The sequence below is a fragment of the Marinobacter sp. MDS2 genome, from assembly GCF_030718085.1.
Lineage (GTDB): Bacteria > Pseudomonadota > Gammaproteobacteria > Pseudomonadales > Oleiphilaceae > Marinobacter.
In genome coordinates this window covers 324,649-348,339 of sequence record NZ_JAVAJF010000001.1, presented here as the reverse complement: position 1 = coordinate 348,339, position 23,691 = coordinate 324,649, and the positions used below count along the sequence as shown (strand labels likewise).

The following is a 23,691-nucleotide window of genomic DNA, read 5'->3' as shown; positions in this document are numbered from 1 at the left end:
TCGTGGTATTTTTGTTCCACTTCTGGATTGCCTGCTGCAGCGATCGTTCAAGTTCCTATCAGACGACCCTCGTTTATGTCAGATATACAAGCCAATGACGAATACTGGATGGCCCGCGCCCTGTCACTGGCTGCCCATGCCGCTGCGAAAGATGAGGTGCCGGTGGGGGCAGTTGTCGTTCGGGATGGTCGCGAGTTAGGCGTAGGCTATAATGCGCCTATTACCGGGTGTGATCCGACGGCCCATGCGGAAGTCCGCGCTTTACGTGACGCGGCCGCGCGGGCCGGGAACTACAGGCTGAGCGGGGCAACGCTTTACGTAACTCTGGAGCCCTGTACCATGTGTGTAGGCGCTATTGTGCACAGCCGTGTTAGCCGCATTGTTTATGGCGCCAAAGAACCTAAGGCAGGCGCAGTCGAATCGGCACGTCGCACGCTGGACGAGCCGTTCCTTAACTGGCAGGTCGAAACCCTTGGAGGGGTTCTGGCGGAGGACTGCGGGCAAATGATCAGTGACTTTTTCAGCCGCCGGCGGGACGAAATCCGCCGGAAGCGTAACCAATATTCAGGGAAGGAGTAATCCCACGTGAAAGTTCTTGTGACCGGCGGTGCCGGCTATATCGGTAGTCACGTCGTTCGTCAGTTGGCCGAAGCGGGTCATGACATCGTGGTGTTTGATAACCTGTCTACGGGCTACCGGTGGGCGGTGACGGCCGGTGAGTTAGTGGTAGGAGATCTTTGCGATGAAGACGCGATTGAAGCGGTGTTCGCTGCTCACGATTTTGAGGCCGTTTTGCACTTTGCAGCGAACATTGTGGTGCCTGAATCGGTCAGCAATCCCCTGAAGTACTACAGCAACAATACGCGGAACACCCTGAATCTACTCAAGGCCATTGAGCGCCATAAAACACCCTATATGGTGTTTTCATCGACCGCGGCCGTTTACGGAATGCCGGAACAGACGGTGCTAACGGAAGATTTGCCATTGGCACCGATCAATCCCTATGGCGCATCGAAAATGATGAGCGAGAGGATGATCATGGATTTGGCCGCCGCTTCCAGCCTTAATTACGTGGTTTTGCGCTACTTCAACGTTGCGGGCGCCAATCCGGATGGTCTGCTTGGGCAGGCAACGCCGGAAGCGACGCACCTCATTAAAGTGGCTTGTGAGTGTGTGACCGGGCAGCGTGAAGGCATGAGTGTCTTCGGCACCGACTACGAAACCCGCGATGGCACCTGTGTGCGTGACTACATTCACGTAGAGGACCTGGCCAAGGCCCACGTGATGGCGCTGAGTTACATGGCAGAAGGTGGTGAGTCTCAGGTACTTAACTGTGGCTATGGCAGCGGCTTCACCGTCAGCGAAGTGATCGATGTGGTGAAAGAAGAGTCCGGTGTCGATTTCCCGGTTGAGAAAACCGGCCGTAGAGCCGGCGACCCCGCTGCGTTGATGGCAGATAATGCCAGAATCAAGCAAGTATTAGGTTGGCAGCCCGATTTCGATGATCTCAATACGATCGTTCGCACGGCGTTAGCGTGGGAAAAGATCTGGCTTCAGAAAAAAGCGGCGAAATAACGCTTTAACCTATTGTTTTCGGGAAAGACTTCATGAAGATTACGATTTTTGGAACAGGCTATGTTGGTCTCGTAACAGGCGCCTGTCTGGCGGATGTCGGGCACGACGTGCTGTGCATGGACGTTGATGAAGGCAAGATCAATAAGCTTAAAAACGGGCAAATCCCGATTTATGAGCCCGGCCTCGAGTCGATTGTAAAGCATACGTTTGAAGCCGGTCGGTTATCCTTTACCACCGATGTAGAAGAGGCGGTCAAGCACGGCACGTTGCAGTTCATCGCGGTCGGTACCCCGCCGGATGAAGACGGCTCCGCGGACCTGCAGTACGTACTGGCAGTGGCCAAATCGATCGGCCAATACATGGATGAATACAAAGTTGTGGTTGATAAGTCCACGGTACCCGTAGGCACCGGCGACAAGGTGAAGGGTGCGGTTCGTGCGCAACTGGACAAGCGCGGGCTTGAACTGGCGTTTGATGTGGTCTCCAATCCCGAGTTTCTGAAAGAAGGCGCGGCCATTAACGACTTTATGAAGCCGGACCGCATCGTGATTGGCACCGACAGCGAGCAAGCGGCGGATTTGCTGCGTGAAGTGTATTACCCGTTTAACCGGAACCGTGATCGCATGATCTTTATGGATATCCGGTCCGCAGAGTTGACCAAATATGCCGCTAACTCCATGTTGGCCACCAAAATCAGTTTCATGAACGAGATGTCGAATCTGGCAGAGCGTTTGGGCGCGGATATTGAAGCCGTGCGTCGCGGGATCGGTTCTGATCCACGCATCGGTTACCACTTCATTTACCCCGGCTGTGGCTATGGCGGCTCCTGTTTTCCGAAGGATGTTCAGGCATTGGCTCGCACCGCCCGAGATTGCGATTACGAATCCAAGCTGCTGAACGCGGTCGAAGCCGTGAATTACGCCCAGAAGCATGTACTGTTCGACAAGATCAGTCACTATTTTCAAGGCGCTTTGGAAGGCAAGGTGGTGGCCCTGTGGGGCTTGGCGTTCAAGCCGAACACCGATGACATGCGTGAGGCATCTTCCAGAACCTTGATGGAAAGTTTATGGAAGGCGGGTGCGAAGGTTCAGGCTTTTGACCCGGAAGCGATGAATGAAACCCAGCGCATTTATGGTGATCATGATGGCCTCACTTTGTGTGGCACGAAAGAGCAGGCGCTGAAGGGGGCGGATGTGCTGGTGATCTGCACCGAATGGAAAGAGTTCCGCTCACCGGACTTTGATGTCATCGCGGGCGCGCTGAAAGAGCCTGCGGTGTTTGACGGCCGTAACCTGTACGAGCCAGAAATGCTGGAGCGCTATGGTTTGACGTATTACGCCATCGGGCGCGGCCAAAACCAGTTTCATTCGGCGGACTGATCAAGGGGCATCTATGTTTGAACTCCACGAACGACTGGCCGCCGACACCCATAGTTTAGGCCAGTCGGGGCTCTGCGAAGTGCGGCTAATGAACGACTGCACCTGGCCGTGGATTATTCTGGTGCCGGCGGTTTCCGGCATTCGGGAAATTTATCAGTTGACGGCTGATCAACAAATGCAGTTGCTAAAAGAGTCGTCGGCATTGAGCAAAGGGATGATGGAGCTCTTTGAGGGCGACAAGATGAACGTCGCGGCATTGGGTAATATGGTGTCGCAACTGCATCTTCACCATATTGTCCGGTTTCAGGACGATCCGGCTTGGCCGGGACCGGTCTGGGGTACGCAGGCGCCTGTGCCATACAGTGATGAAGAGCTAGAGCGTGTCACTGAAAAGCTCAGGCCCCTACTCGAATCGCTGGCTTTACCCAGTTTCTGATTATTCCCGACCCTGTTGCCATTGAGCCAGGGTTTGGGAGCCTACCAATATCATCCTCAGTTCGATTTTCAGTTTCGCCTTGAGCTCTTCCCGCTCTTTGGGTGTGGCATCCAGGGCTTCTGCCCCTTGGTTGAATACCAGTGTGACCATGGCTTCGGCTACAATCCGGGCGTCTGAAATGGGCTTGTTTTGTTCTTCAGCGAAACGGCGCAGGTCGGCGGCTAACTCCGTTACGAAATGCTCGATCTCAGCTTTCACGGCGGTCCGGAACGGCTTGGACACACCGGTTCGTTCGCGCAGCATCAAACGAAACAAATTGGCGTTGTTGCCAAGATACTCCATAAAGGTATCCACCGAGGTCGAGATGGCACTCCCGTCCCGAACAATCCGCTTCCGCGCTTGGCGCATGAGTTGCCGAAGCGCAACGCCGCCTTCATCGACGAGAGCCAGGCCCAGCTCGTCCAGTTCAGAAAAGTGGCGGTAAAATGAGGTGGGGGCAATGCCGGCTTCACGGGCCACTTCGCGCAAACTCAAACTGCCGAATCCCCGGTCTGCACTCAGTTGGGCCAGGGCGGCGTCCATCAGTGCCCGTCGGGTTTTAAGTTTTTGCTCTGCTCTGGTGGCCAAAACGGCTGCTCCAATTGCGGCTAAAGACCGCCATTCTAGCCGCCTGTCTGCATAGAGTCACCAGAGTGTCTTAAATGCGTTCTTGTACGCCTGATTTTCGGCGTCATTGTGTTTATAATGGGCGGCTTTTCCAGTAAGGTCGCAAAAATTTCCAGCGACCAAGATTTGTTGCAAGCAAGCAGGTGGAGATGGCTTTCCGAAACACGCTGTGAATACGTCCGTGTACGCTCGGCTCCGCCATCCATGGCTACGCACGGTTTCGGAAAGCCATCTCCACCTGCTTGCCCAGACTTAACGATTTAACGCACACATTCAGAAACTACGGGAACCGGTATGCGCAGTCATTATTGCGGTGGGATCAACGAATCTCACATTGATCAGGACGTTACACTCTGTGGATGGGTACATCGCCGCCGTGACCACGGTGGGGTTATATTCCTGGATCTGCGGGACCGGGATGGCATTTCTCAGGTCGTTGTTGACCCGGATACCGAAGAAAGCTTTGCTCTGGCCGAAAAAGTTCGCAGCGAATACGTTGTTAAAGTAACCGGTCGCGTGCGTCGCCGTCCCGCCGGTACTGAAAACGACAACATGCCCACTGGTCAGGTAGAGCTGCTGGGTAAAGAGCTGGTTATCCTGAATGCCGCAGCCACGCCTCCGTTCCCGCTGGATGAGCACGTAGACGTCGGTGAAGACGTGCGTTTGCGCTATCGCTTTGTTGACCTGCGTCGTCCGGAAATGATCAACCGCTTGCGTTTCCGTTCCCGGGTAACCAGCTATATCCGTAACTTCCTGGACAGTCGCGGTTTTATGGATGTGGAAACGCCCATCTTGACCCGTGCCACCCCGGAAGGTGCCCGTGACTACCTGGTGCCGAGCCGTACCCACGACGGTTCTTTCTTCGCATTGCCGCAGTCGCCGCAGCTGTTCAAGCAAATGCTGATGGTGTCGGGTGTTGATCGTTACTACCAGATCGCCAAGTGCTTCCGTGACGAAGACCTTCGTGCAGATCGTCAGCCAGAGTTTACTCAGGTGGATATCGAGGCGTCTTTCGTAGATGAAGAAAACCTGATGAACCTGAACGAAGACATGATCCGCACGCTGTTCAAAGACGTGCTGGATGTTGAGCTTCCTGAGTTTCCGCGCATGCCATACGCTGAAGCGATGCAGCGCTACGGCAGCGATAAGCCGGATCTGCGTATCCCGCTAGAACTGCAGGATGTGAACGATCTGGTTGAGAGCGTTGACTTCAAAGTTTTCGCCGGCCCCGCAAAAGATCCAAAAGGCCGTGTTGCTGCGCTGCGTGTACCGAAAGGTGGCGAGCTGAGTCGTAAACAGATTGACGAGTACACCAAGTTCGTCGGTATCTACGGTGCTAAAGGTCTGGCTTACATCAAGGTCAACGAACTGGCCAAGGGCGTCGAGGGCTTGCAGTCTCCGATCGTTAAGTTCCTGGGTGATGACGTTGCCATGGCGATCATGGAACGTGTCGGTGCAGAAGACGGCGACATCGTGTTCTTCGGTGCAGACAAGACCACGGTTGTAAACGAAGCCTTGGGCGCGCTGCGCATCAAAGTTGGCCACGACCTGAACATGCTGACCTGCGAATGGGCACCGATGTGGGTGGTTGATTTCCCGATGTTCGAGGAAACCTCAGATGGCGGCCTGACTGCAATTCACCATCCGTTCACAGCACCTTCCTGCACCCCGGAAGAGCTGGCGGCTGACCCGGCGAATGCTCTTTCCCGTGCCTACGACATGGTGTTGAACGGCACTGAGCTGGGCGGTGGTTCCATCCGTATCCACGATGGCGCGATGCAGGACACGGTCTTCCGCATTCTGGGTATCGGCGAAGAAGAAGCCCGAGCGAAGTTTGGCTTCCTGCTGGACGCATTGAAGTTCGGTTGCCCGCCGCACGGCGGTCTGGCCTTTGGTCTGGATCGACTGGTGATGTTGATGACCGGCTCTGCGTCTATCCGTGACGTAATCGCGTTCCCGAAAACCCAGAGCGCCACTTGCTTGATGACTCAGGCGCCAGGGGAAGTAGACGAGAAGCAGCTGAAAGAGTTGCACATCCGCTTGCGACGGTCAGCCAAAGCCGCTGATGGCGGTAAAGCTGAAGACAAAGCGTAAGTGGAAACGACGAGAGGCGGCTTCGGCCGCCTCTTTGTTTTGGTGATCCTTGCAGGCTTGAAGGTACGCGGATGCCAATCATTCTGGGGGTAGACCCCGGTTCCAGAATTACCGGTTACGGCATCATCCGCGTGGAAGGTCGCCAAACCGAGTACCTCGACAGTGGCTGTATTCGGGTCGGGCAGAAGCCTATGGCCGAGCGTTTGCAGACCATTTTTCAGAGTCTTGCGTTGTTGATAGGTGAGTATCGCCCGGAAGAATTTGCCATCGAGCAAGTATTTATGGCACGTAATCCGGACTCTGCACTGAAGTTAGGGCAAGCCAGAGGAGCGGCAATTGTCAGCGCGGCCAACAGTGGGCTGGCGGTTCATGAGTATTCGGCAAGGCAGGTGAAACAAGCTGTTGTGGGCACCGGAAGTGCCGATAAATCGCAGGTGCAGCATATGGTTCAGGCGTTGCTGGGATTGTCTCGAAAACCTCAGGAAGATGCGGCTGATGCACTAGCCATAGCGCTGTGTCATGCCCATATGAACCAAAGTACATTAAAGCTTGCTGGTGTTGGCGGCAAAGTTCGAGGCGGCCGCGCCCGCCGGCAATAAACAAAGATTGATGAAAGCCAGAGGAGACGGGCTTTGATAGGTCGTATTCGAGGTTTGCTGGTTGAGAAGACGCCGGGCCAGGCGCTGGTGGAATGCGCCGGGCTGGGCTATGAAGTCGATATTCCTTACACCACGTTCTTTCACCTGCCGGAAACCGGCCAAGAGGTGACGCTCCATACCCATTTTGCTGTCCGTGAAGACGCACAAAGCCTGTTCGGGTTTGCTTCTTTGCTTGATCGTAATCTGTTTCGGTTATTGATTAAGGTGAACGGCGTTGGGCCGAAAATGGCCATTGGTATTTTGTCAGGGCTGGATGCGCAGCAGTTTATTCAGTGTGTGGAAGCAAGGGATGTCAATTCGCTGGTGAAGTTACCCGGCGTTGGCAAGAAAACCGCTGAGCGTTTGTTGATCGATATGGCTGACCGCATTAAACAGCTGGAAGGTCAGTTTGTACCCTCAGCGCCCGAACAATTGGCAGCCGGGGCGGCCGGTGGCGCATCCGCAGCGGGGTCTGACCCTAGAGAGGAAGCCGAAGCTGCATTGATTGCGCTAGGTTACAAACCCCAGGAGGCCGCAAAAGCCATCAGCAAAGTGGCAGAGCCGGACATGAACAGCGAACAGTTGATCAGGCTTGCACTGAGAAACATGATTCCAGCCGGGTAAGCCCGGCTTTTTTGTGTCGTATGATGACACTAATGTGTATAGAGCTTAACGTGACTCAGCCCGTGCCCTTTGTACAATTAGGGCACATATAGCCAAGGGCGACCAGCAGGCACGTTGTTTATTCCCAGTAAGCGGATAATGCCATGATTGAATCGGACCGACTGATAACGGCCAAAGCCGGAGAATACGAAGAGGTGCATGATCGCGCCATCCGCCCGACGCTGTTGTCTGAGTATGTTGGTCAGCCGACGGTGCGCGAGCAAATGGAGATCTTTATCTCTGCTGCGCGGGCCCGTCAGGAAGCTTTGGATCACACCTTGATTTTCGGCCCGCCGGGCCTTGGTAAGACCACATTGGCAAATATCATTGCCAATGAGATGGGTGTTGCCATCAAAACCACTTCGGGGCCCGTGCTCGAAAAAGCGGGCGATTTGGCGGCAATGCTGACCAACCTTGAAGAAGGCGACGTTCTCTTCATCGATGAAATCCATCGTCTTAGTGCGGCAGTTGAAGAGGTGTTGTATCCAGCAATGGAAGACTACCAGCTGGATATCATGATTGGTGAAGGTCCGGCCGCGCGTTCGATCAAGCTCGATTTGCCTCCGTTCACCTTGGTGGGAGCGACCACGCGTGCAGGCCTGCTGACGTCACCGCTGCGGGATCGCTTTGGCATTGTTCAGCGCCTTGAGTTCTACAACACAGCCGACTTGACTCATATTATTGCCCGTTCGGCCCGGCTGTCTTCGGTCTCGCTGGATGAAGGCGGGGCGTTTGAGATTGCGCGCCGCTCTCGAGGGACACCACGGATCGCGAACCGGTTGTTGCGCCGGGTACGTGACTTTGCCGAAGTGCGGTCGGATGGTCGGATTACCGCAGACATAGCGGATCAAGCTCTGAACATGCTGAAGGTGGATAGTCAGGGCTTTGATCACATGGATCGCCGGTTGCTTCTGGCAATGATTGAGAAATTTGATGGTGGCCCGGTTGGCGTGGAAAGTCTGGCTGCAGCGATCAGTGAAGAGCGGGGCACCATCGAAGACATGCTGGAGCCGTTTTTGATACAGCAAGGGTACATGGTACGGACACAAAGAGGCCGTATGGTCACATCGAGTGCGTATCAGCATTTCGGAGTGGTGCCGCCGAAGCCCGGAAAGGGGAATGGCGAGTTTGAGTGATATGACTGCAGCACCTGTTTTCGAATTGCCGATCCGGGTCTACATAGAAGATACCGATGCCGGCGGCATTGTCTTTCATGCCAAGTACCTCCATTACATGGAGCGTGCACGCACGGAGTGGGTTCGCAGTCAGGGTGTGGAGTTGCGGGCAGGGCTCGAGCAAAACGTGAGTTATGTGGTGCAGAAAATGTCATTGCACTACGCAGCGCCGGCCCGGCTGGACGATCAACTGTTGGTAACCGCCGAACCGATTGCTTCATCCCGGGTATGGATGACGTTTCGGCAGCAGGTTTTGAAGGCCGATAGCCGTGCCCTGTTGTGCGAGGCCGAGGTGAGGGTGGCGTGTGTGGCCCTGGATACCGGCAAGCCACGGCGTTTGCCAGAAAATATGAGTTTGATTCTTAAGAATGTGCTTTAATCAGCTGAAAACATAGAAACTTTTTGGGAGTATACAGTGGGATCCGAACTATCAGTCTGGCATCTGATTGCGAACGCAGGGCTTCTGGTGCAGCTCGTCATGCTGTTACTGGTGCTGGCTTCTGTGGTGTCTTGGGCGCTTATCTTTCAGAGGGTGAAGGTCTACCGCCAAGCGAAACAAGCTCAGTTGGCGTTTGAAGAGCGCTTTTGGTCTGGTATGGATCTCGGCCAGTTGTACAAAGATGTGAATGCCAACCCGACGCCGAATTCGGGCATGGAATCGCTCTTCCGGGCGGGCTTCAAAGAGTTTTCCAGGCTTCGTCAGCAAAGCCGCGATGCCGATGCCGTCATGGAAGGCACCCAGCGTGCTATGCGTGTTGCCTTCTCTCGTGAGCATGAGCGTTTGGATTTGCATCTGCCGTTTCTGGCCACGGTTGGTTCCACCAGTCCCTACGTGGGCTTGTTCGGCACCGTATGGGGCATCATGAACTCTTTCCGTGGGCTGGCTCAAGTTCAGCAGGCCACACTGGCAACCGTTGCTCCGGGCATCTCGGAAGCATTGATTGCGACGGCGATGGGCTTGTTCGCGGCAATCCCTGCGGTTATCGCCTACAACCGTTTCTCGACCATGTCTGATGCGTTGCTGAAGAACTATGAAACGTTCGCAGACGAATTTTCCAGCATTCTTCATCGGCGGGTCCACAACTCCGAAAAGGCCGGCTCGTAATGGTTGTTGACGGTATGGGGAGGGTAGACCGATGAAAGGCATGGGAATGATGTCTCGTGAACCGCGCAAGTCGATGTCGGAAATTAACGTAGTGCCCTACATTGACGTCATGTTGGTTCTGCTTGTGATCTTCATGGTAACCGCGCCCATGCTCACGCAAGGTGTGAAGGTGGATTTGCCGGAAACAACGTCTGATCCGATCACTCAGGACAAAGACGTGGAGACCATTACCGTTTCTGTTGACAGCAATGGCGCTTATTACCTGGAAGTGGGTGACGATAGCAGCGAGCCCATGTCGCTGGAAAACGTGCGGGCACAAGTTGCGAAAATCTTGTCTCAGCGTGCCAACAGCGAGGTGTTGGTTCGTGGCGATGAATTTGTCGATTATGGCGTTGTCGTGCGTTTGATGGCAGAGCTTCAGGCTGCGGGTGCCTCTGGTATCGGCCTGATAACCGATGCACCTCAAAATCAGCCTTAATCGGATGGCAGGATTGTTGTGAAGGGTCACGAACGGGAAACTGTAAATAAAGACAGCACCTCACTGAAATCGCCTGTGGCGATGTCTCTTGGGTTGCACCTGTTGATTGTTGTGGTTGCGTTGGCCGGTTGGTCGTGGTCCAGCCCTGTGCAGGAGCCGGAGCCGCGCAGTATCTCGGCTAGATTGATCAGCCCGGAACCGAAGCCGAGCCCGGTGGTGGATGAAGAAGATCAGCGGGACGAGGCTCAGAAGCGCGAACAGGCCGCAGAGCAACAGCGCAAGAAAGCTGAGGCGGAACGCAAGAAAGCTCAGCAAGAGGCAGAAAGGAAGGCGGCCGAAAAAGCGGCTGAGGAAAAGGCACGAAAAATAGAACAGCAGCGCAAACAGCAAGAAGCCAAGGCTCGTGAAAAAGCTGAGCAACAGGCGCGCGCCAAAGAGGCTGCTCGAAAAAAAGCGGAAGCCGAGGCCAAAGAGCGTGAACGCCAGAAGGCCGAGCAGGAACGAAAGCGCAAAGAAGAAGCGAAGCGGAAAGCTGAAGAAGAGAAAAAACGGCAGGAAGAACAACGCCGAAAGGAAGAGGCGGAGCGAAAGCGAAAAGAGGAACAGGCTCGTAAAGAGGCTGAGCGAAAACGCAAGGAAGCCGAGCGCAGGCTGAGAGAGCAGCAGCTTAATGCGCTGGCAGAAGAAGCGGAGAAAGCCCGGGAAAGCGAAGCGCGTCGTCAGCGTGAAGCGGCGGCCGCTCGAGCCCGTGAAGCACAAATGCTGACCGACAGTGAGAAGTACCAGGCGCTGATTCGTGATCGGTTGGCTCAGGCTTGGTACCCGCCGGCCTCGGCGACTGAAAATATGGTGGCGCGCCTGCAGATTACATTGTTGCCGACGGGCGAGTTGCAAGGTGTCACGTTGGTCAGTAGCAGCGGAAATACAGCGTTTGATAACTCGGCGCTGAGCGCGGTGCGCTCTTTGAATCGATACCCGGTACCGGGCGACAGAGATACGTTTGAACGATATTTCCGACAGTTCACGATTGAATTCAACCCCAAACGGTTGCGGTGAGGTAAATGATGCTTAAGAACACACCTTCGAGGATCGAAACAGCGAAGCGAAACCTGACCGTTATCGGTTGGTTGGTGGTTATGTGCTTTGTTGCATCGAGTGCGCGAGCAGAATTGCTGATTCGCATCACCGAAGGCGCGAACTCGGCGATTCCTGTGGCCGTCGTCCCCTTTTCGGAAAGTGGTTCGATGCCAGCCGGGGACAAAGTCAGCAGCATTGTGCAGGCTGACTTGACCATGAGCGGTGAGTTCAAACCGCTGGATCCTTCGAAAATGTTGAGCCTGCCGTCCGAGCGTTCAGAAGTATATTTCCGAGACTGGCGCATGCTGGGGCAGCGCTATGTGTTGGTTGGTCAACTGACTAGCAATAATGGGAAAGTTGAGGCGCGTTACGAACTGTTTGATGTGAATCGGGAACAGCGGATCTTGGGCGAGACGGCGGCAGCGCCGGCCGGAAATGTACGTTCGTTGGCCCATCACATCAGTGATCGCGTGTATGAGGCGATTACCGGCGAGCCCGGTGCGTTTTCTACCAAGTTGGCCTACGTAACGCTATCTGGTACGGGTAAAAACAGCGTCTACCGCCTGCACGTGAGTGATATTGACGGCCAGCGTTCGAAAATTCGTCTGGAAAGTGCTGAGCCTATTTTGTCTCCAGCCTGGTCCCCCGATGGTAAAAAGCTGGCCTACGTGTCGTTCGAGACTGGCAAGCCGGTGATTTATATCCATGAGTTGGCGACCGGTAAGCGCACGAAAGCCGCCGATTTCCCGGGGTTGAATTCCGCTCCGGCTTGGTCACCGGATGGGCGTTCGCTGCTGATGACGCTCTCAAAAGACGGCAATGCCGAGGTATACGAAAAGAATCTGGCGAGTGGCAAGATCACTAAACTGACGAATCATTGGGCGATCGATACCGAAGCGGCCTGGGACCATACCGGAAACGGCGTGTTCTTTACCTCTGACCGATCAGGTGGCCCGCAGATTTATTACATGGAGCGCCCGGGTGCCGAAGCGCGGCGGATTACCTTTGGTAGCCGTTACAACGCGCGAGCGCGTCCGGACTCCAAAGGCGAATTCGTTTACTACGTGCATCAGCGGGACCGATCGTTCCACATTGCGCGTCGCAACCTGAAAACCGATGAGGAGTTTATTGTTACTCGTACAGGAACGGATGAATCTCCAAGTGTGTCGCCTAATGGCCGAATGCTGATCTATGCCACAGAACAAGGCGGCAAAGGGGTGCTCACCGTGGTTTCTGCTGATGGCGGGGCCGCATACAGCTTGCCTGCCTCAGAAGGAGAGGTCAGAGAGCCGGCTTGGGGGCCGATTACACGCTAACCCCATCAAAGCTAATCAAAGTCAATGTCATGAAAAGAAGGAAGGTAGTTATGAAAGTGTCTGCACAAAACAAAGCATTTGCGATGTTGTTGTCCTTTGGGCTGGTTGCGGGCTGTAGCTCGACCGGTGACACCATGGAAGACGGTGGATACGACTCCGGCTCAGACGTCGCCGCGATTGATCAGGAAGGCGGCTCCACAGTATACGGTGGTGAAGACGGTGAGGGCGTTTCTTCTTCCGTTCTGACTGATGAAGAGCGTGCCGAGGCCCGAGCAAAAGCCGAGCAGGAAGCGTTGCGTAACATCACCACCTTCTACTTCGATTTCGATACCTCCGAGATCAAGCAAGAAGCTCGTAACGCGCTGGTTACCCATGCCCGCTTCCTGTCCAGTAACCCGCGTCAGCAGGTTCGTCTTGAAGGTCACGCCGATGAGCGTGGCAGCAAGGAATACAACTTGGCGTTGGGTGAGCGTCGTGCAAAAGCCGTTGAGCGTTTCCTGGTAGTGAACGGCGCTTCACGTGGCCAGATTGAAACCGTAAGCTATGGTGAAGAGAAGCCGGTGGTTCGTGGCTCCAGCGAAAGTGCTTATGCCCAGAATCGCCGCGTTGAACTGATTTTCAAGTAATTAACGTTAATAAACGGACTGACCCATGAGACACACACTCATGGCGGCCGTGCTCATCCCGCTAGGCTTCGGCCTGGCGGGTGTTGTTTCTGCACAGTCGTCGACGCCTGCGTACCAGAATGCCGCCTCAGAAGCCCAGCGTAAGGCTGGCAATAGCCAGGCAACTGCGGAATTGTTTTACATGATTCAGCAGCTTCAGGGCGATGTGCGGCGGCTTCAGGGTAAAGTGGAAGAACAGCAGTATGAGATCCGTAAGCTGCAGCAGCAGGGAAGGGACCGCTACGTAGATCTCGACCAGCGGATACTTGATTTGTCGAAGGCTATGGAAGAGCAAGCCTCAACACCTGAGGCGACGACAAGCAGTGCGGCATCTTCTTCAGCCAAGCCAGCAGTGCGTAACTACCGTGCGCCGGATGCAGAAGAGCGGAAAACCTACAATCAGATTATTGATCTGATCCGAAACCAAAAGGCCTACGACGAGGCCATTACTCAACTGTACGAGTTCGTTGACGAGTACCCGGAAGGCGACCTGACGGTTAATGCCTATTATTGGCTAGGCGAAGTGTATCTGGCCAAGCCGCAGCTTGAACAAGCCAAGCAAGCCTTCACGATCGTTGCTACCCGCTACGATGATCATCGAAAAGCGGCGGATGCGGTCTACAAGTTAGGGGTTACGCTCGATAAACTGGGTGAAAAAGGCGAAGCAAAACGTCGTATGCAAATGGTGCTGGACCATTACCCCGACTCCAGTGCGGCAGAGCTGGCGCGAAAATTTCTTGGTGAAGCGTGAAATTGTTCGCATAACCACCAAGTTGATCGCTGTTTGGCCAGGATCTGAAAAAAATTAAAAAACCCTGAAAAAAGGGGTTGATCAGCAAAAAAATATCATTAATATACGCGTCTCCATTGGGTCGTTAGCTCAGTTGGTAGAGCAGTTGGCTTTTAACCAATTGGTCGATGGTTCGAATCCATCACGACCCACCAATTTCAGAACACCGGATTTGTCCGTTGTTCGTCGGGTGAAAAACCGGCAATACCAGTTATGGGTCGTTAGCTCAGTTGGTAGAGCAGTTGGCTTTTAACCAATTGGTCGATGGTTCGAATCCATCACGACCCACCAACATAGCAAAGCCGGAATAGGGGTTTTGCTCGAAAAAAGAGCCTTCGGGCTCTTTTTTTTTGCCTGCAGTTTTTGGGGAGATGTCGCCCTGTCCTCAATTCAAATGGGGAAGTGATATACTCGGCCTGTAACGTTCAACGCAGAGATCCATCAATGACACGAGCGCAAGACCGTATCCTTGTTCAGGAACACCTGGCTCATGCCGCTGAGCCTAAGCCTCTCAGCACTAGCGAGAAAGCCGAGCTTGAGGCCCGCATTAAACAGGTACTTTTAGACAAAGATGCTGTGCTGGTTGCTCATTACTACACCGACCCTGATATTCAGCGTCTGGCTGAAGAAACGGGTGGTTGTGTGGCTGACTCTTTGGAAATGGCGCGTTTCGGCAACCAGCATTCAGCCACCACTGTGGTCGTGGCCGGTGTTCGGTTTATGGGCGAAACAGCAAAGATTTTGAACCCTGAGAAACGCGTGCTGATGCCAACGCTTGAAGCGACCTGTTCGCTTGATGTTGGTTGCCCGGCAGACGAGTTTTCAGACTTCTGTGATCAGCACCCTGACCGAACCGTGGTGGTGTATGCCAACACCTCCGCGGCCGTGAAGGCGAGGGCAGACTGGGTAGTCACCTCAAGCTGTGCGCAGGCGATTGTTGAAGACCTGGATGCCAGGGGAGAAAAGATCCTCTGGGCACCAGACAAGCATTTGGGCCATTACGTGCAGAAAACAACGGGTGCTGATGTGCTCCTGTGGGACGGTTCCTGCATTGTGCACGAGGAATTCAAGTCGAGAGGGCTTGAAGATCTGAAAGCGCTGTATCCGGATGCGGCCGTTCTGGTGCACCCTGAGTCCCCCGATGCGGTCGTGGAAATGGCCGATGTGGTTGGCTCAACGTCCCAGTTGATCCATGCCGTGCAAAGTATGCCCAATGAAGAGTTTATTGTGGCCACTGACAACGGCATCTTCTACAAGATGCAGCAGTTAGCGCCTAATAAAACGCTGATCGAAGCCCCGACCGCCGGGAATGGCGCCACGTGCCGTAGCTGTGCACAGTGCCCCTGGATGGCGATGAACGGGCTGGAGAATCTGCTTCATGTGCTGGAAACCGGTGATCAGGAAGTTCATGTTGACCCGGCTCTTCGTGAAGACGCGCTGCGCCCGCTCAAGCGCATGCTCGATTTTACGGCCAACATGAATCTGAAAGCGGCAGGCAACGCCTCCTGATTGAGTCGCAGATCCGGGTCAGGATCTGTCGGCTTGCTGAATGCGGCTGGCGATTTCGCTCAGCCGCTCGCTAACCACCTGCCGCTCCGCAGAGCCGGCCGGTAACTTTTCCTGAGCTTGGCGCAACTGGCGTTGGGCAGAGCGGTAGTCTCCCCGTAAGGCATCGTATTCTGCTCGGGCTCGGTGAACGCCAACAATGTTTCTGGCCATACCTTCGGCCTCGGCCAGTCGCAGCCATATTTGATCACCCGAAGGGCGCTGTCGGGTCAGTTCTTTCAAATAGCTCGCGGCTGCTGATCCATTACCATCAGCAATTTCGAGTCCGGCTAAAGCCCATGTGATGGGGTAGTTTCGCGGGTTTCGCGAGAGCGCTGTTTGCAGAATTTGTCGAGCGTCGTCATAGCGTTTTTGCTCGGTATAGACTTCCGCCAGAGACACCTGGAACGTAATGCGTCCAGAATGTGTAGACAAAAGTTCCAACAGAATCTTTTCGGCTTTATCCAGCTGATTGTCTTCTTTATAAGCCACGGCAAGTCCATAGCGTATCGCATCGTTCTTTTGCGTATCGTCGCGGTTCAGGTACGACTCGAATATTTCGACCGCAGACGCGGGTGACGACGCGTAATGAACCTGTAAGCGGCTGCGCATCAGGTGGTATTCCTGACTATCCTGCACGGTTTTGCTCGGATACTGTTCGGCCCGATTTTGGGTGTCTGAGACACGGCTTTGGGTCAGGGGGTGGGTAGAGAGGTATTCGGGCATCCTGTTCCCTTGCAGGCGGTTCTGGCGCATCATGATCTCGAACATCTCAGGCATGCCTCTTGGGTCGAGGCCTGCGTTCGCCAGAATCTCCAGGCCCACCCGGTCGGCCTCCTGCTCATGCGCCCGGCTGTAGGACAACATGTTTTGAATGGCCATAGCCTGTGTGCCCGCTATGGCGGCAATTCCGATGTCAGACTGAGTGACCGCAGAGAGAACGATGCCTGCAATCATGCCGGCCAAAGTCAGAGGGGTGCTGGTTTCTTGCTGCTCCATTCTGCGGGCAAAATGGCGTTGGCTCAGGTGCGCCAATTCGTGGGCGAGTACCGAGGCGAACTGCTGCTCTGTAGCGGCGTTGAGAAACAGCCCGCCATTCACCCCGACGACGCCTCCCGGCACGGCGAACGCATTAAGTGCCGGACTGTCGATAAGCACGAGTTGCAAGTCTCGGTTATCCAAAGGGGCAGAAGGGACAAGCCGGTAAATTACGTTGTAGAGGTAGTCGTATACTAACGGGTCTTGTACCTGCGGCGCAGAACGCCGGATAGAGGTCATAACCTGCTCGCCAATGCTGGCTTCCTGTTGGCCGGCAATCAGTCCGCCTCCCCCAAACGAGGGCAGGGGCGAGGGTTCAGCCTTTAACGCAGGTGTTGCGAGAAAAGCTATGAGCAGGGCGGCCGCGCTGATGAGTGAAAGCGTGCGGCGGTTAGTACGAATGAGCCTCATTGACTTAGATGTTGCCTCAACATAAGTGTGTGGTTTTTTGCTCCGGCTGGCCCTGGGGTGCCTTGTGCTCGGGAGCCGGACAGCATTACCAAGTGTTTTGATGCAATAGAGTAACACTCTCGGCATAATGCCTGCCCATTGTTGAATGAATATTAATGGTGTTTCCCAAGATGGCTGACAGAATTCTGGATGCAAGTGGGCTGCGTTGTCCCATGCCGCTTCTGAAAACCAAGCTAGAGCTTAATGCAATGGCCTCCGGCGACCGCTTGGAAGTGATTGCTACGGATGCCGGGTCAGCACGGGATATCCCTGCCTATATCAAATTATCCGCACACGAGCTCCTTAGCTATAAGGAAGATAACGGTGAATACCGGTTCGTGATAGAGTGCGGCGGATAATCGTCGGAGCGTTTCATGATCAGAGTCTTGCGAGATCTCGCGAATAAATACTTTTCGGATGAAGAAGCGGTGGTGCTGTTTCTCATCTTGCTTGCGGGCACCGTTTTCATTGTTTGGTTCGGGGCCATGCTGGCGCCCGCAATTGCGTCCCTGATTGTTGCTTTTATTTTGCAGGGTCTGGTGCTTAAACTGCAACGATGGGGGGTGCCAGACTTCGTTGCGGTAATCAGCGTGTTCCTGATGTTTATGGGTGTGTTAGTCGGTTTTCTTTTCGGTTTGCTGCCATTGGTATGGTCTCAGGTCTCGAATCTGGCGAAAGAGGCGCCCAGGATTATCCGCGAGCTTCAGTCCTATTTAGAGGTGTTGCCCGATGACTACCCGCATTTGATCTCGGCCGAGGCGGTCAATGCGGTTTATCAGCAGGTGTCTACCGAAGTGGCCCATATAACCCAGTGGCTGGTGTCGTTTTCGCTTTCCAGCATACCGGATCTGGTCGCACTTCTAATCTATATGGTACTGGTGCCGATTCTCGTGTTTTTCTTTCTGAAAGACCGGGAGTTGTTGGTTAGCTCGTTCGCACGCCTGTTGCCTAAGCAGCGTCCGATGATGATTGGTATCTGGCACGAGGTGAACCGGCAGTGCGCCAATTATGTCCGAGGCAAAGCCGTCGAGATCCTGATCGTAGGCTCGGTAACCTATATTGCGTTCAAGGTATTAGGCATGCCTTATGCTGCCTTGCTGTCTTTGCTGGTGGGGTTGAGCGTGGTCATTCCATACATTGGCGCAGCTGTGGTCACCATTCCGGTTGCGGTGATCGGGCTCTTTGCGTTTGGTTGGGGCAGCCACTTCATCTGGGTAATGGTGGTGTACGGCATTATCCAGGCATTGGATGGTAACGTATTGGTACCGGTGTTGTTTTCGGAGGTTAATAACCTTCACCCGGTCGCCATTATCGTGGCCGTGCTGTTCTTTGGGGGTGTCTGGGGCTTGTGGGGCGTTTTCTTCGCCATACCCTTGGCGACAATGCTTAAAGCTGTGTTTGCAGCCTGGCCGGTGAAGAACGATGTTTCCTCACCGGCAGCGAAGGTTTAAAACCTAGAGAGCTTTGACAGCGTCTAGTACCTCGTCGGCGTGGCCTTTCACTTTAACGCCACGCCATTCCTGACGGAGGGCGCCTTCCTTGTCGATCAGGAAGGTGCTTCTCTCAATGCCCATATACTCTTTTCCGTAAAGTTTTTTGAGCTTAATGACATCAAAAAGCTTGCACAGATCTTCGTCTTTGTCTGAAATCAGGTGAAACGGAAATTCGTGTTTAGCCCGAAAGTTCTCGTGTACACGCAAGCTGTCGCGGGAAACGCCGAATATTTCGGTGTTCAGGGCCGTGAATTGCTCCATGCGATCGCGAAAATCCTGGCCTTCTGTGGTGCATCCGGGGGTGTTGTCTTTCGGATAAAAGTAGATAATAACGTTTTTACCCTTAAGGTCCGCCAGGGTAATTGATTGATCACCGGTGGCCTGGGCCTGAAAATCGGGTACAGGCTGATTCAATGCTACGGATGACATGACATCTCCTTTAATTCCCTTGTGTCAGTTCGAGCCCAACATTACCATATCGGTTTTATTCGGACGGAGTTTTTATGATTACGGGTAGCCTCGTCGCACTAGTTACGCCCATGCATCCCAATGGTGACATCCACTGGGAAGATTTGGACAAACTAGTGGACTTTCATATCGAAAATGGCACTCATGGCATTGTGGCTGTGGGCACCACCGGTGAGTCCGCCACTTTGGACCCGAAAGAGCATTGTCGGGTTATCGGCCATATCATAAAACGAGTGGATGGCAGGATTCCTGTAATCGCCGGTACGGGCGGTAACAGCACCCGTGAAGCGATTGACCTGACAACTGAGGCTCACAAGCTGGGTGCCGATGCCTGTTTGCTGGTTGTGCCTTACTATAACAAGCCCACCCAAGAGGGCTTGTACCAGCACTTCAAAGCCATTGCGGAAGCGGTTCCGGGCATGAGCCAGATCGTATACAACGTGCCGGGGCGTACTGCCTGTGACATGTTGAATGAAACGGTGTTACGCCTTGCTGACATTCCCAACATCGTGGGCATTAAAGATGCCACCGGTAATATCCCGCGCGGAACCGAGCTCATTCAAGGCTTGGCTGGGCGCTTGGCGGTGTACTCCGGTGACGATGCGACGGCGGCAGAGCTGATGCTCGCGGGCGCCAAAGGCAATGTTTCAGTGACCGCGAATGTCGCGCCGAAAGGCATGGCTCAGTTGTGTGAAGCCGCGATCGCCGGGAACGAAGAGGAGACGCGTCGTCTTAACGAACAGCTTATGCCGTTGAACCACAAACTTTTCCTGGAAGCAAACCCGATTCCGGTGAAGTGGGCTCTGCAGCATATGGGCATGATTGGTGAAGGGATTCGTCTGCCGCTGACGCCGCTCAGTGACAAGTTCCACGGCGAAGTGGAAGACGCACTCAAGGCTTCAGGCGTTCTCTGAAGCCAACCTCTTTTCTCTTCAACCGGAGTAACCCGATGCAGGTTCCTGGAAGAACCCGTAACAAACTTGTATCCCTAGCCCGGCCTGTTGCCGGGTTTGTGTTTGCTGGCACCCTGGCAGGTTGTGGTTTTCTGCACGATCGTTCTGAAGACTATGTGAACGCCCCGGAAGGCACGCCCATTCAGGTGCCTGCCGGCTATGACAGTTCTCGTTTGGGCGAAGCTATGCCAATTCGCAGCATTCGCACGGATGATTCTCGCCGGATGTACCCGTCTTCTATCCCTCGGCCCCCCGATATGACGTCTGAGATTCTCGACGAGAACTACGTGATCGAGGAGCTGGATGGACGGCTGTGGTTGCTGGTGAACGATGTGCCGGGTCGCTTGTGGCCTGCGGCGAGTGCCTGGATGAACGAGTCCGGATTGGGTGTTGCGCACGACAGCCCCCAATTGGGTGTTCTGCAAAGCGAACTGGCCAATTTCAGTATGGCGGCCCGCACGTTACTTGAACTGGACAACGCGCCATCAGCTTCTGAACCCAAGGTGCTGGTGCAGCTGAGGCTGGCCCCCGGCATTCGTCGGAAAACCACAGAAATTCGCGCCCAGGTGCTGGAGTTCGCTGAAAAGCCCGAGGGCTTGGTGGCCTGGAACGGGGATGCAGCCGACAATGAGCCGTCTCAGGCGCTTCAGAAAAAGCTGCTCGGCGAATTGGCAGAGTTTCTGAAGCAGAGGGAAGATAGCAAATCGTTCTCTCGTGCGGCTTCAGGAATGGTCGCTAAGCCGTTGGTTCGTTTGGTGTCGGAAGATGAACAGGCGAAAGCTGTTGAAGTAGAACTCGATTATGGCCGCACCTGGGCGGAAGTTAACCGGTCACTGGAAGAGATTGGTGCAAGCATTGTCGATATCGACCGCAGTGCCGGTTGGGTTCAGGTGGATTTCCGCACCGAAGACGAACGTTCACCGGGCTGGTTCTCCTGGTTTAGCGATGATGACACGCTCACACACACTCACACGGTAACAATCAGCCAGGCAGCCCCTGCCATGGTGGTTACGGCAGAACGCGTTGACGCCTATAATGGTGAACATACCAGTGCCGACCTGCTTACCAAATTGTTTGAACATTTGTACTGATTAACGGGGCGGCCGGGCAGGCCGTCGACCGTTTGGAGACCTTAATGGAAAAGCGCGAAGAGCTATACGCGGGCAAGGCAAAATCTGTTTTCCGCACTGATGACCCTAATCGTTTCGTTCTGGTATTCCGGGACGACACTTCCGCCTTCGACGGCGAAAAGAAAGAGCAGTTGAACCGCAAAGGCATGGTGAACAACAAGTTCAACGCCTTCATCATGGAGAAGCTGGAAGCGGCCGGCGTGCCGACTCACTTTGAAGGGCTGCTGTCCGGCACCGAATCTTTAGTGAAAAAGCTCGACATGATTCCGGTTGAATGCGTTGTGCGCAACATTTCTGCCGGCAGCCTGTGCCGTAGAATTGGCGTGGAAGAGGGCGTTGAGCTGAATCCGCCCACTTACGAGCTGTTCCTCAAAGACGATGCCCTGCACGACCCCATGGTGAACGAGTCGTTGGCGGTGAGCTTCGGCTGGGCCTCAGAAGCCGAGCTGGCGCAGATGAAAGAGCTGACCTACAAGGTAAACGATGTACTTAAGGCTCTGTTTGATGAGGCCGGTATGCTGCTGGTTGACTACAAACTGGAATTTGGCCGCAGTGAAGGAACGATTGTTCTGGGTGACGAATTCAGCCCGGATGGCTGTCGTATCTGGGATAAGGAAACCCGCAAGAAGATGGATAAAGACCGGTTCCGTCAGGGGCTTGGCAGCGTGATTGAAACCTACGAAGAAGTAGGTCGTCGTCTCGGCATCAGTTTTGACTGATCACTATAATAAATAACCAATCGATAGGGTGTTTTATGCGTAAATTGATGATTGCTGTGGGTGGCTCCTTGGTGCTTGCCGCTCCGTTGGCCAGCGCGGATGTAGTTGGTGCGGGTGCAAGCGTTAGCTACTGGAAGTCGGATTTTTCCGGGGAAGTGGTTAACAAGAACTCCGCAGTTGATATCGAGAATGATCTCAACATGAGCAGCGACGGCAACGCCAACTTTACTGCAAGCTTTGAGCACCCGATTCCGGTACTGCCGAACGTTCGCTTGAACTATACCGGTATATCCCAGAGTGGCAGTGGTAAGATTGGTGCAGCGGCTTTTGACGGTATTCTGCCGGGGGCCGATGTTAAATCCGACCTCGATATCGAACAGCTTGATGCCACCTTCTACTACGAAGTGCTGGACAACTGGGTGAATCTGGATCTGGGTCTGACGGCTAGGAAGATGGATGCTGAGTTGATCGTTCGCGACCAAACTGGTTCGGCGAAGGTCAGTAAAACCGAGGTCGATGCAGTATTGCCCATGGGTTACGCCTCCGTTCGCTTCGACCTGCCGTTCACCGGCGTATCCGTTGGTGGCGAAGGCAACGTGATTTCCTACAGCGGTGATTCCCTGTACGACGTTAACGTATACGGACAGTTCGATGTGGCTGTACTGCGCCTGCGCGCCGGCTACCGCGAGATGGCCATTGATTACGAAGACGACGACGATCGACTGGACGTGAAGCTGTCCGGTCCGTTTGCAAGTATCGGCGTGGACTTCTAAGCAGACTATCCAGGCGCCTCCGGGCGCCTTTTTGTTGGAGAACAGATTTTGAAAATCCTCGTAACGGGCACCGCCGGGTTCATCGGCTCACACCTTGCTCATCGACTGCTGGAACGTGGCGACGAAGTGATCGGTGTGGACAACGTTAACGACTATTACGACGTCAACCTGAAAGAGGCGCGGCTGGCACGGTTGCTGGATAAGCCGGGCTTCACTGAAGTGCGGGAAGACGTGGCCAATCGTGAGGCGATGGAAGCGCTTTTCCAGAAGCACAAGCCTGAGCGAGTGGTGCACTTGGCAGCGCAAGCCGGTGTTCGCTATTCACTGGAAAACCCTCATGCCTATATCGACGCGAATCTGGTGGGCTTCACCAATATCTTGGAAGGCTGTCGTCACAACGACGTGAAGCATCTGGTCTATGCCTCTAGCAGCTCGGTTTATGGTGCCAACGAAACCATGCCGTTCTCGGTGCATGACAACGTGGACCATCCATTGAGTCTCTACGCAGCATCCAAGAAAGCTAACGAGCTGATGGCTCACACCTACAGTCATCTGTACAACATGCCGACCACCGGATTGCGATTCTTTACCGTATACGGCCCCTGGGGTCGCCCGGACATGGCGTTGTTTATCTTCACCAAGAAAATTCTGGCGGGTGAGCCCATTGATGTATTCAACCACGGCCAACACCGCCGCGATTTCACCTACATCGATGACATTGTTGAAGGCGTAATCCGCACGCTGGACCACGTGGCCGAATCGAACCCCGAATGGTCAGGCGCCCAGCCAGACCCAGGCACCAGCAAGGCGCCGTATCGCATCTACAATATCGGCAGCAATAATCCGGTAGAGCTGTCCAGGTTTATCGAGATCATCGAGGAGCGAGTGGGCAAGAAAGCGCAGAAGAACCTGCTACCGTTGCAGCCAGGTGACGTGCCCGCCACCTACGCCAATGTCGATGACCTGATCAACGATGTGGACTACAAGCCGGCAACGCCGGTTGAAGAGGGTATCGCTAACTTCGTGGATTGGTACCGGGATTTTTATAAGGTCTGATCACAACAC

General features: G+C 54.4%; 26 protein-coding genes and 2 tRNA genes. 25 read left to right on the top strand and 3 right to left on the bottom strand.

What is annotated here, in order from left to right; translation table 11 throughout:
• The first annotated feature begins 75 nt into the window (after nt 1-75).
• From tadA to Q9245_RS01610, 4 genes are read left to right on the top strand one after another with little or no spacing between them, the layout of a single operon-like run.
• Nucleotides 76-579, top strand: a complete 504-nt coding sequence (gene tadA, locus Q9245_RS01625) for a tRNA adenosine(34) deaminase TadA (protein WP_305895524.1) — start codon at nt 76-78, stop codon at nt 577-579.
• Between the two features lie 6 nt (nt 580-585).
• A complete protein-coding gene (gene galE, locus Q9245_RS01620) occupies nt 586-1,575 on the top strand; it encodes a UDP-glucose 4-epimerase GalE (protein ID WP_305895523.1) in 990 nt (329 codons plus the stop codon).
• Nucleotides 1,576-1,607: 32 nt separating this feature from the next.
• Complete coding sequence (locus tag Q9245_RS01615) at nt 1,608-2,954, top strand: UDP-glucose/GDP-mannose dehydrogenase family protein (RefSeq protein WP_305895522.1); 1,347 nt, start codon at nt 1,608-1,610, stop codon at nt 2,952-2,954.
• Nucleotides 2,955-2,967: 13 nt separating this feature from the next.
• Complete coding sequence (locus Q9245_RS01610) at nt 2,968-3,390, top strand: HIT domain-containing protein (protein WP_305895521.1); 423 nt, start codon at nt 2,968-2,970, stop codon at nt 3,388-3,390.
• On the opposite strand, the gene fabR is transcribed toward Q9245_RS01610, so the two are convergent.
• Entirely contained in the window at nt 3,391-4,017 is a 627-nt protein-coding gene (fabR, locus tag Q9245_RS01605; RefSeq protein ID WP_305895520.1) for an HTH-type transcriptional repressor FabR, read from the bottom strand.
• Between the two features lie 333 nt (nt 4,018-4,350).
• Here fabR and aspS point away from each other — a divergent pair, with 333 nt between their 5' ends.
• The 14 genes from aspS to nadA all read left to right on the top strand — a co-directional run bounded on the left by aspS (nt 4,351) and on the right by nadA (nt 15,566).
• Nucleotides 4,351-6,150: an aspartate--tRNA ligase gene (aspS, locus tag Q9245_RS01600; RefSeq protein ID WP_305895519.1), complete on the top strand. Its 1,800-nt coding sequence runs from the start codon at nt 4,351-4,353 to the stop codon at nt 6,148-6,150.
• A 71-nt stretch (nt 6,151-6,221) separates the two neighbouring features.
• Complete coding sequence (gene ruvC / locus Q9245_RS01595) at nt 6,222-6,749, top strand: crossover junction endodeoxyribonuclease RuvC (RefSeq protein ID WP_305895518.1); 528 nt, start codon at nt 6,222-6,224, stop codon at nt 6,747-6,749.
• 33 nt (nt 6,750-6,782) lie between these two features.
• Nucleotides 6,783-7,412, top strand: coding sequence for a Holliday junction branch migration protein RuvA (gene ruvA, locus Q9245_RS01590; RefSeq protein WP_305895517.1), 630 nt, complete (start codon nt 6,783-6,785; stop codon nt 7,410-7,412).
• Nucleotides 7,413-7,555: 143 nt separating this feature from the next.
• Nucleotides 7,556-8,587: a Holliday junction branch migration DNA helicase RuvB gene (ruvB, locus tag Q9245_RS01585; protein WP_305895516.1), complete on the top strand. Its 1,032-nt coding sequence runs from the start codon at nt 7,556-7,558 to the stop codon at nt 8,585-8,587.
• Entirely contained in the window at nt 8,571-9,005 is a 435-nt protein-coding gene (gene ybgC / locus Q9245_RS01580; RefSeq protein ID WP_305895515.1) for a tol-pal system-associated acyl-CoA thioesterase, read from the top strand. Before ruvB ends, ybgC begins: the two co-directional genes overlap by 17 nt.
• Nucleotides 9,006-9,041: 36 nt before the next feature.
• Entirely contained in the window at nt 9,042-9,731 is a 690-nt protein-coding gene (tolQ, locus tag Q9245_RS01575) for a protein TolQ (RefSeq protein ID WP_199006910.1), read from the top strand.
• A 31-nt stretch (nt 9,732-9,762) separates the two neighbouring features.
• On the top strand, nt 9,763-10,209 hold the full coding sequence (gene tolR, locus Q9245_RS01570; RefSeq protein ID WP_305895514.1) for a protein TolR: 447 nt from the start codon (nt 9,763-9,765) through the stop codon (nt 10,207-10,209).
• Nucleotides 10,210-10,284: 75 nt separating this feature from the next.
• Complete coding sequence (gene tolA / locus Q9245_RS01565) at nt 10,285-11,265, top strand: cell envelope integrity protein TolA (RefSeq protein WP_305897149.1); 981 nt, start codon at nt 10,285-10,287, stop codon at nt 11,263-11,265.
• A gap of 80 nt (nt 11,266-11,345) precedes the next feature.
• Entirely contained in the window at nt 11,346-12,602 is a 1,257-nt protein-coding gene (tolB, locus tag Q9245_RS01560; protein ID WP_305897148.1) for a Tol-Pal system beta propeller repeat protein TolB, read from the top strand.
• A 50-nt stretch (nt 12,603-12,652) separates the two neighbouring features.
• Nucleotides 12,653-13,228, top strand: coding sequence for a peptidoglycan-associated lipoprotein Pal (pal, locus tag Q9245_RS01555; RefSeq protein WP_305895513.1), 576 nt, complete (start codon nt 12,653-12,655; stop codon nt 13,226-13,228).
• 25 nt (nt 13,229-13,253) lie between these two features.
• A complete protein-coding gene (gene ybgF, locus Q9245_RS01550; RefSeq protein ID WP_305895512.1) occupies nt 13,254-14,018 on the top strand; it encodes a tol-pal system protein YbgF in 765 nt (254 codons plus the stop codon).
• 118 nt (nt 14,019-14,136) lie between these two features.
• Nucleotides 14,137-14,212: transfer RNA gene (locus Q9245_RS01545), tRNA-Lys, on the top strand.
• A 60-nt stretch (nt 14,213-14,272) separates the two neighbouring features.
• Nucleotides 14,273-14,348: transfer RNA gene (locus Q9245_RS01540), tRNA-Lys, on the top strand.
• Nucleotides 14,349-14,501: 153 nt separating this feature from the next.
• Nucleotides 14,502-15,566 carry a quinolinate synthase NadA gene (nadA, locus tag Q9245_RS01535; protein WP_305895511.1) on the top strand — a complete coding sequence of 355 codons (1,065 nt, stop codon included), beginning with the start codon at nt 14,502-14,504 and terminating at the stop codon, nt 15,564-15,566.
• An 18-nt stretch (nt 15,567-15,584) separates the two neighbouring features.
• Here the strand turns inward: nadA and Q9245_RS01530 are convergent, their stop codons facing one another.
• Nucleotides 15,585-17,051, bottom strand: coding sequence for a M48 family metalloprotease (locus Q9245_RS01530; protein WP_305895510.1), 1,467 nt, complete (start codon nt 17,049-17,051; stop codon nt 15,585-15,587).
• Between the two features lie 170 nt (nt 17,052-17,221).
• Between Q9245_RS01530 and Q9245_RS01525 the strand changes: the two genes are divergently transcribed.
• The gene (locus Q9245_RS01525) at nt 17,222-17,449 is read left to right on the top strand and encodes a sulfurtransferase TusA family protein (protein WP_305895509.1); all 228 of its coding nucleotides are present in this window, start codon (nt 17,222-17,224) and stop codon (nt 17,447-17,449) included.
• A gap of 15 nt (nt 17,450-17,464) precedes the next feature.
• Nucleotides 17,465-18,541 carry an AI-2E family transporter gene (locus Q9245_RS01520; RefSeq protein WP_305895508.1) on the top strand — a complete coding sequence of 359 codons (1,077 nt, stop codon included), beginning with the start codon at nt 17,465-17,467 and terminating at the stop codon, nt 18,539-18,541.
• A 3-nt stretch (nt 18,542-18,544) separates the two neighbouring features.
• Here Q9245_RS01520 and Q9245_RS01515 read toward each other — a convergent pair whose 3' ends face one another.
• Nucleotides 18,545-19,012, bottom strand: coding sequence for a peroxiredoxin (locus Q9245_RS01515; protein ID WP_305895507.1), 468 nt, complete (start codon nt 19,010-19,012; stop codon nt 18,545-18,547).
• Nucleotides 19,013-19,086: 74 nt separating this feature from the next.
• Here Q9245_RS01515 and dapA point away from each other — a divergent pair, with 74 nt between their 5' ends.
• Genes dapA through Q9245_RS01490 form a run of 5 tightly spaced genes read left to right on the top strand, consistent with a single transcriptional unit; the run spans nt 19,087 to nt 23,682 of the window.
• The gene (gene dapA / locus Q9245_RS01510) at nt 19,087-19,965 is read left to right on the top strand and encodes a 4-hydroxy-tetrahydrodipicolinate synthase (protein WP_305895506.1); all 879 of its coding nucleotides are present in this window, start codon (nt 19,087-19,089) and stop codon (nt 19,963-19,965) included.
• Between the two features lie 35 nt (nt 19,966-20,000).
• Nucleotides 20,001-21,095: an outer membrane protein assembly factor BamC gene (gene bamC, locus Q9245_RS01505; RefSeq protein ID WP_305895505.1), complete on the top strand. Its 1,095-nt coding sequence runs from the start codon at nt 20,001-20,003 to the stop codon at nt 21,093-21,095.
• Between the two features lie 44 nt (nt 21,096-21,139).
• The gene (purC, locus tag Q9245_RS01500) at nt 21,140-21,853 is read left to right on the top strand and encodes a phosphoribosylaminoimidazolesuccinocarboxamide synthase (protein ID WP_305895504.1); all 714 of its coding nucleotides are present in this window, start codon (nt 21,140-21,142) and stop codon (nt 21,851-21,853) included.
• Between the two features lie 35 nt (nt 21,854-21,888).
• Complete coding sequence (locus Q9245_RS01495; RefSeq protein WP_305895503.1) at nt 21,889-22,626, top strand: TIGR04219 family outer membrane beta-barrel protein; 738 nt, start codon at nt 21,889-21,891, stop codon at nt 22,624-22,626.
• A gap of 48 nt (nt 22,627-22,674) precedes the next feature.
• Nucleotides 22,675-23,682 carry an NAD-dependent epimerase gene (locus Q9245_RS01490; RefSeq protein WP_305895502.1) on the top strand — a complete coding sequence of 336 codons (1,008 nt, stop codon included), beginning with the start codon at nt 22,675-22,677 and terminating at the stop codon, nt 23,680-23,682.
• Nucleotides 23,683-23,691: the final 9 nt, after the last annotated feature.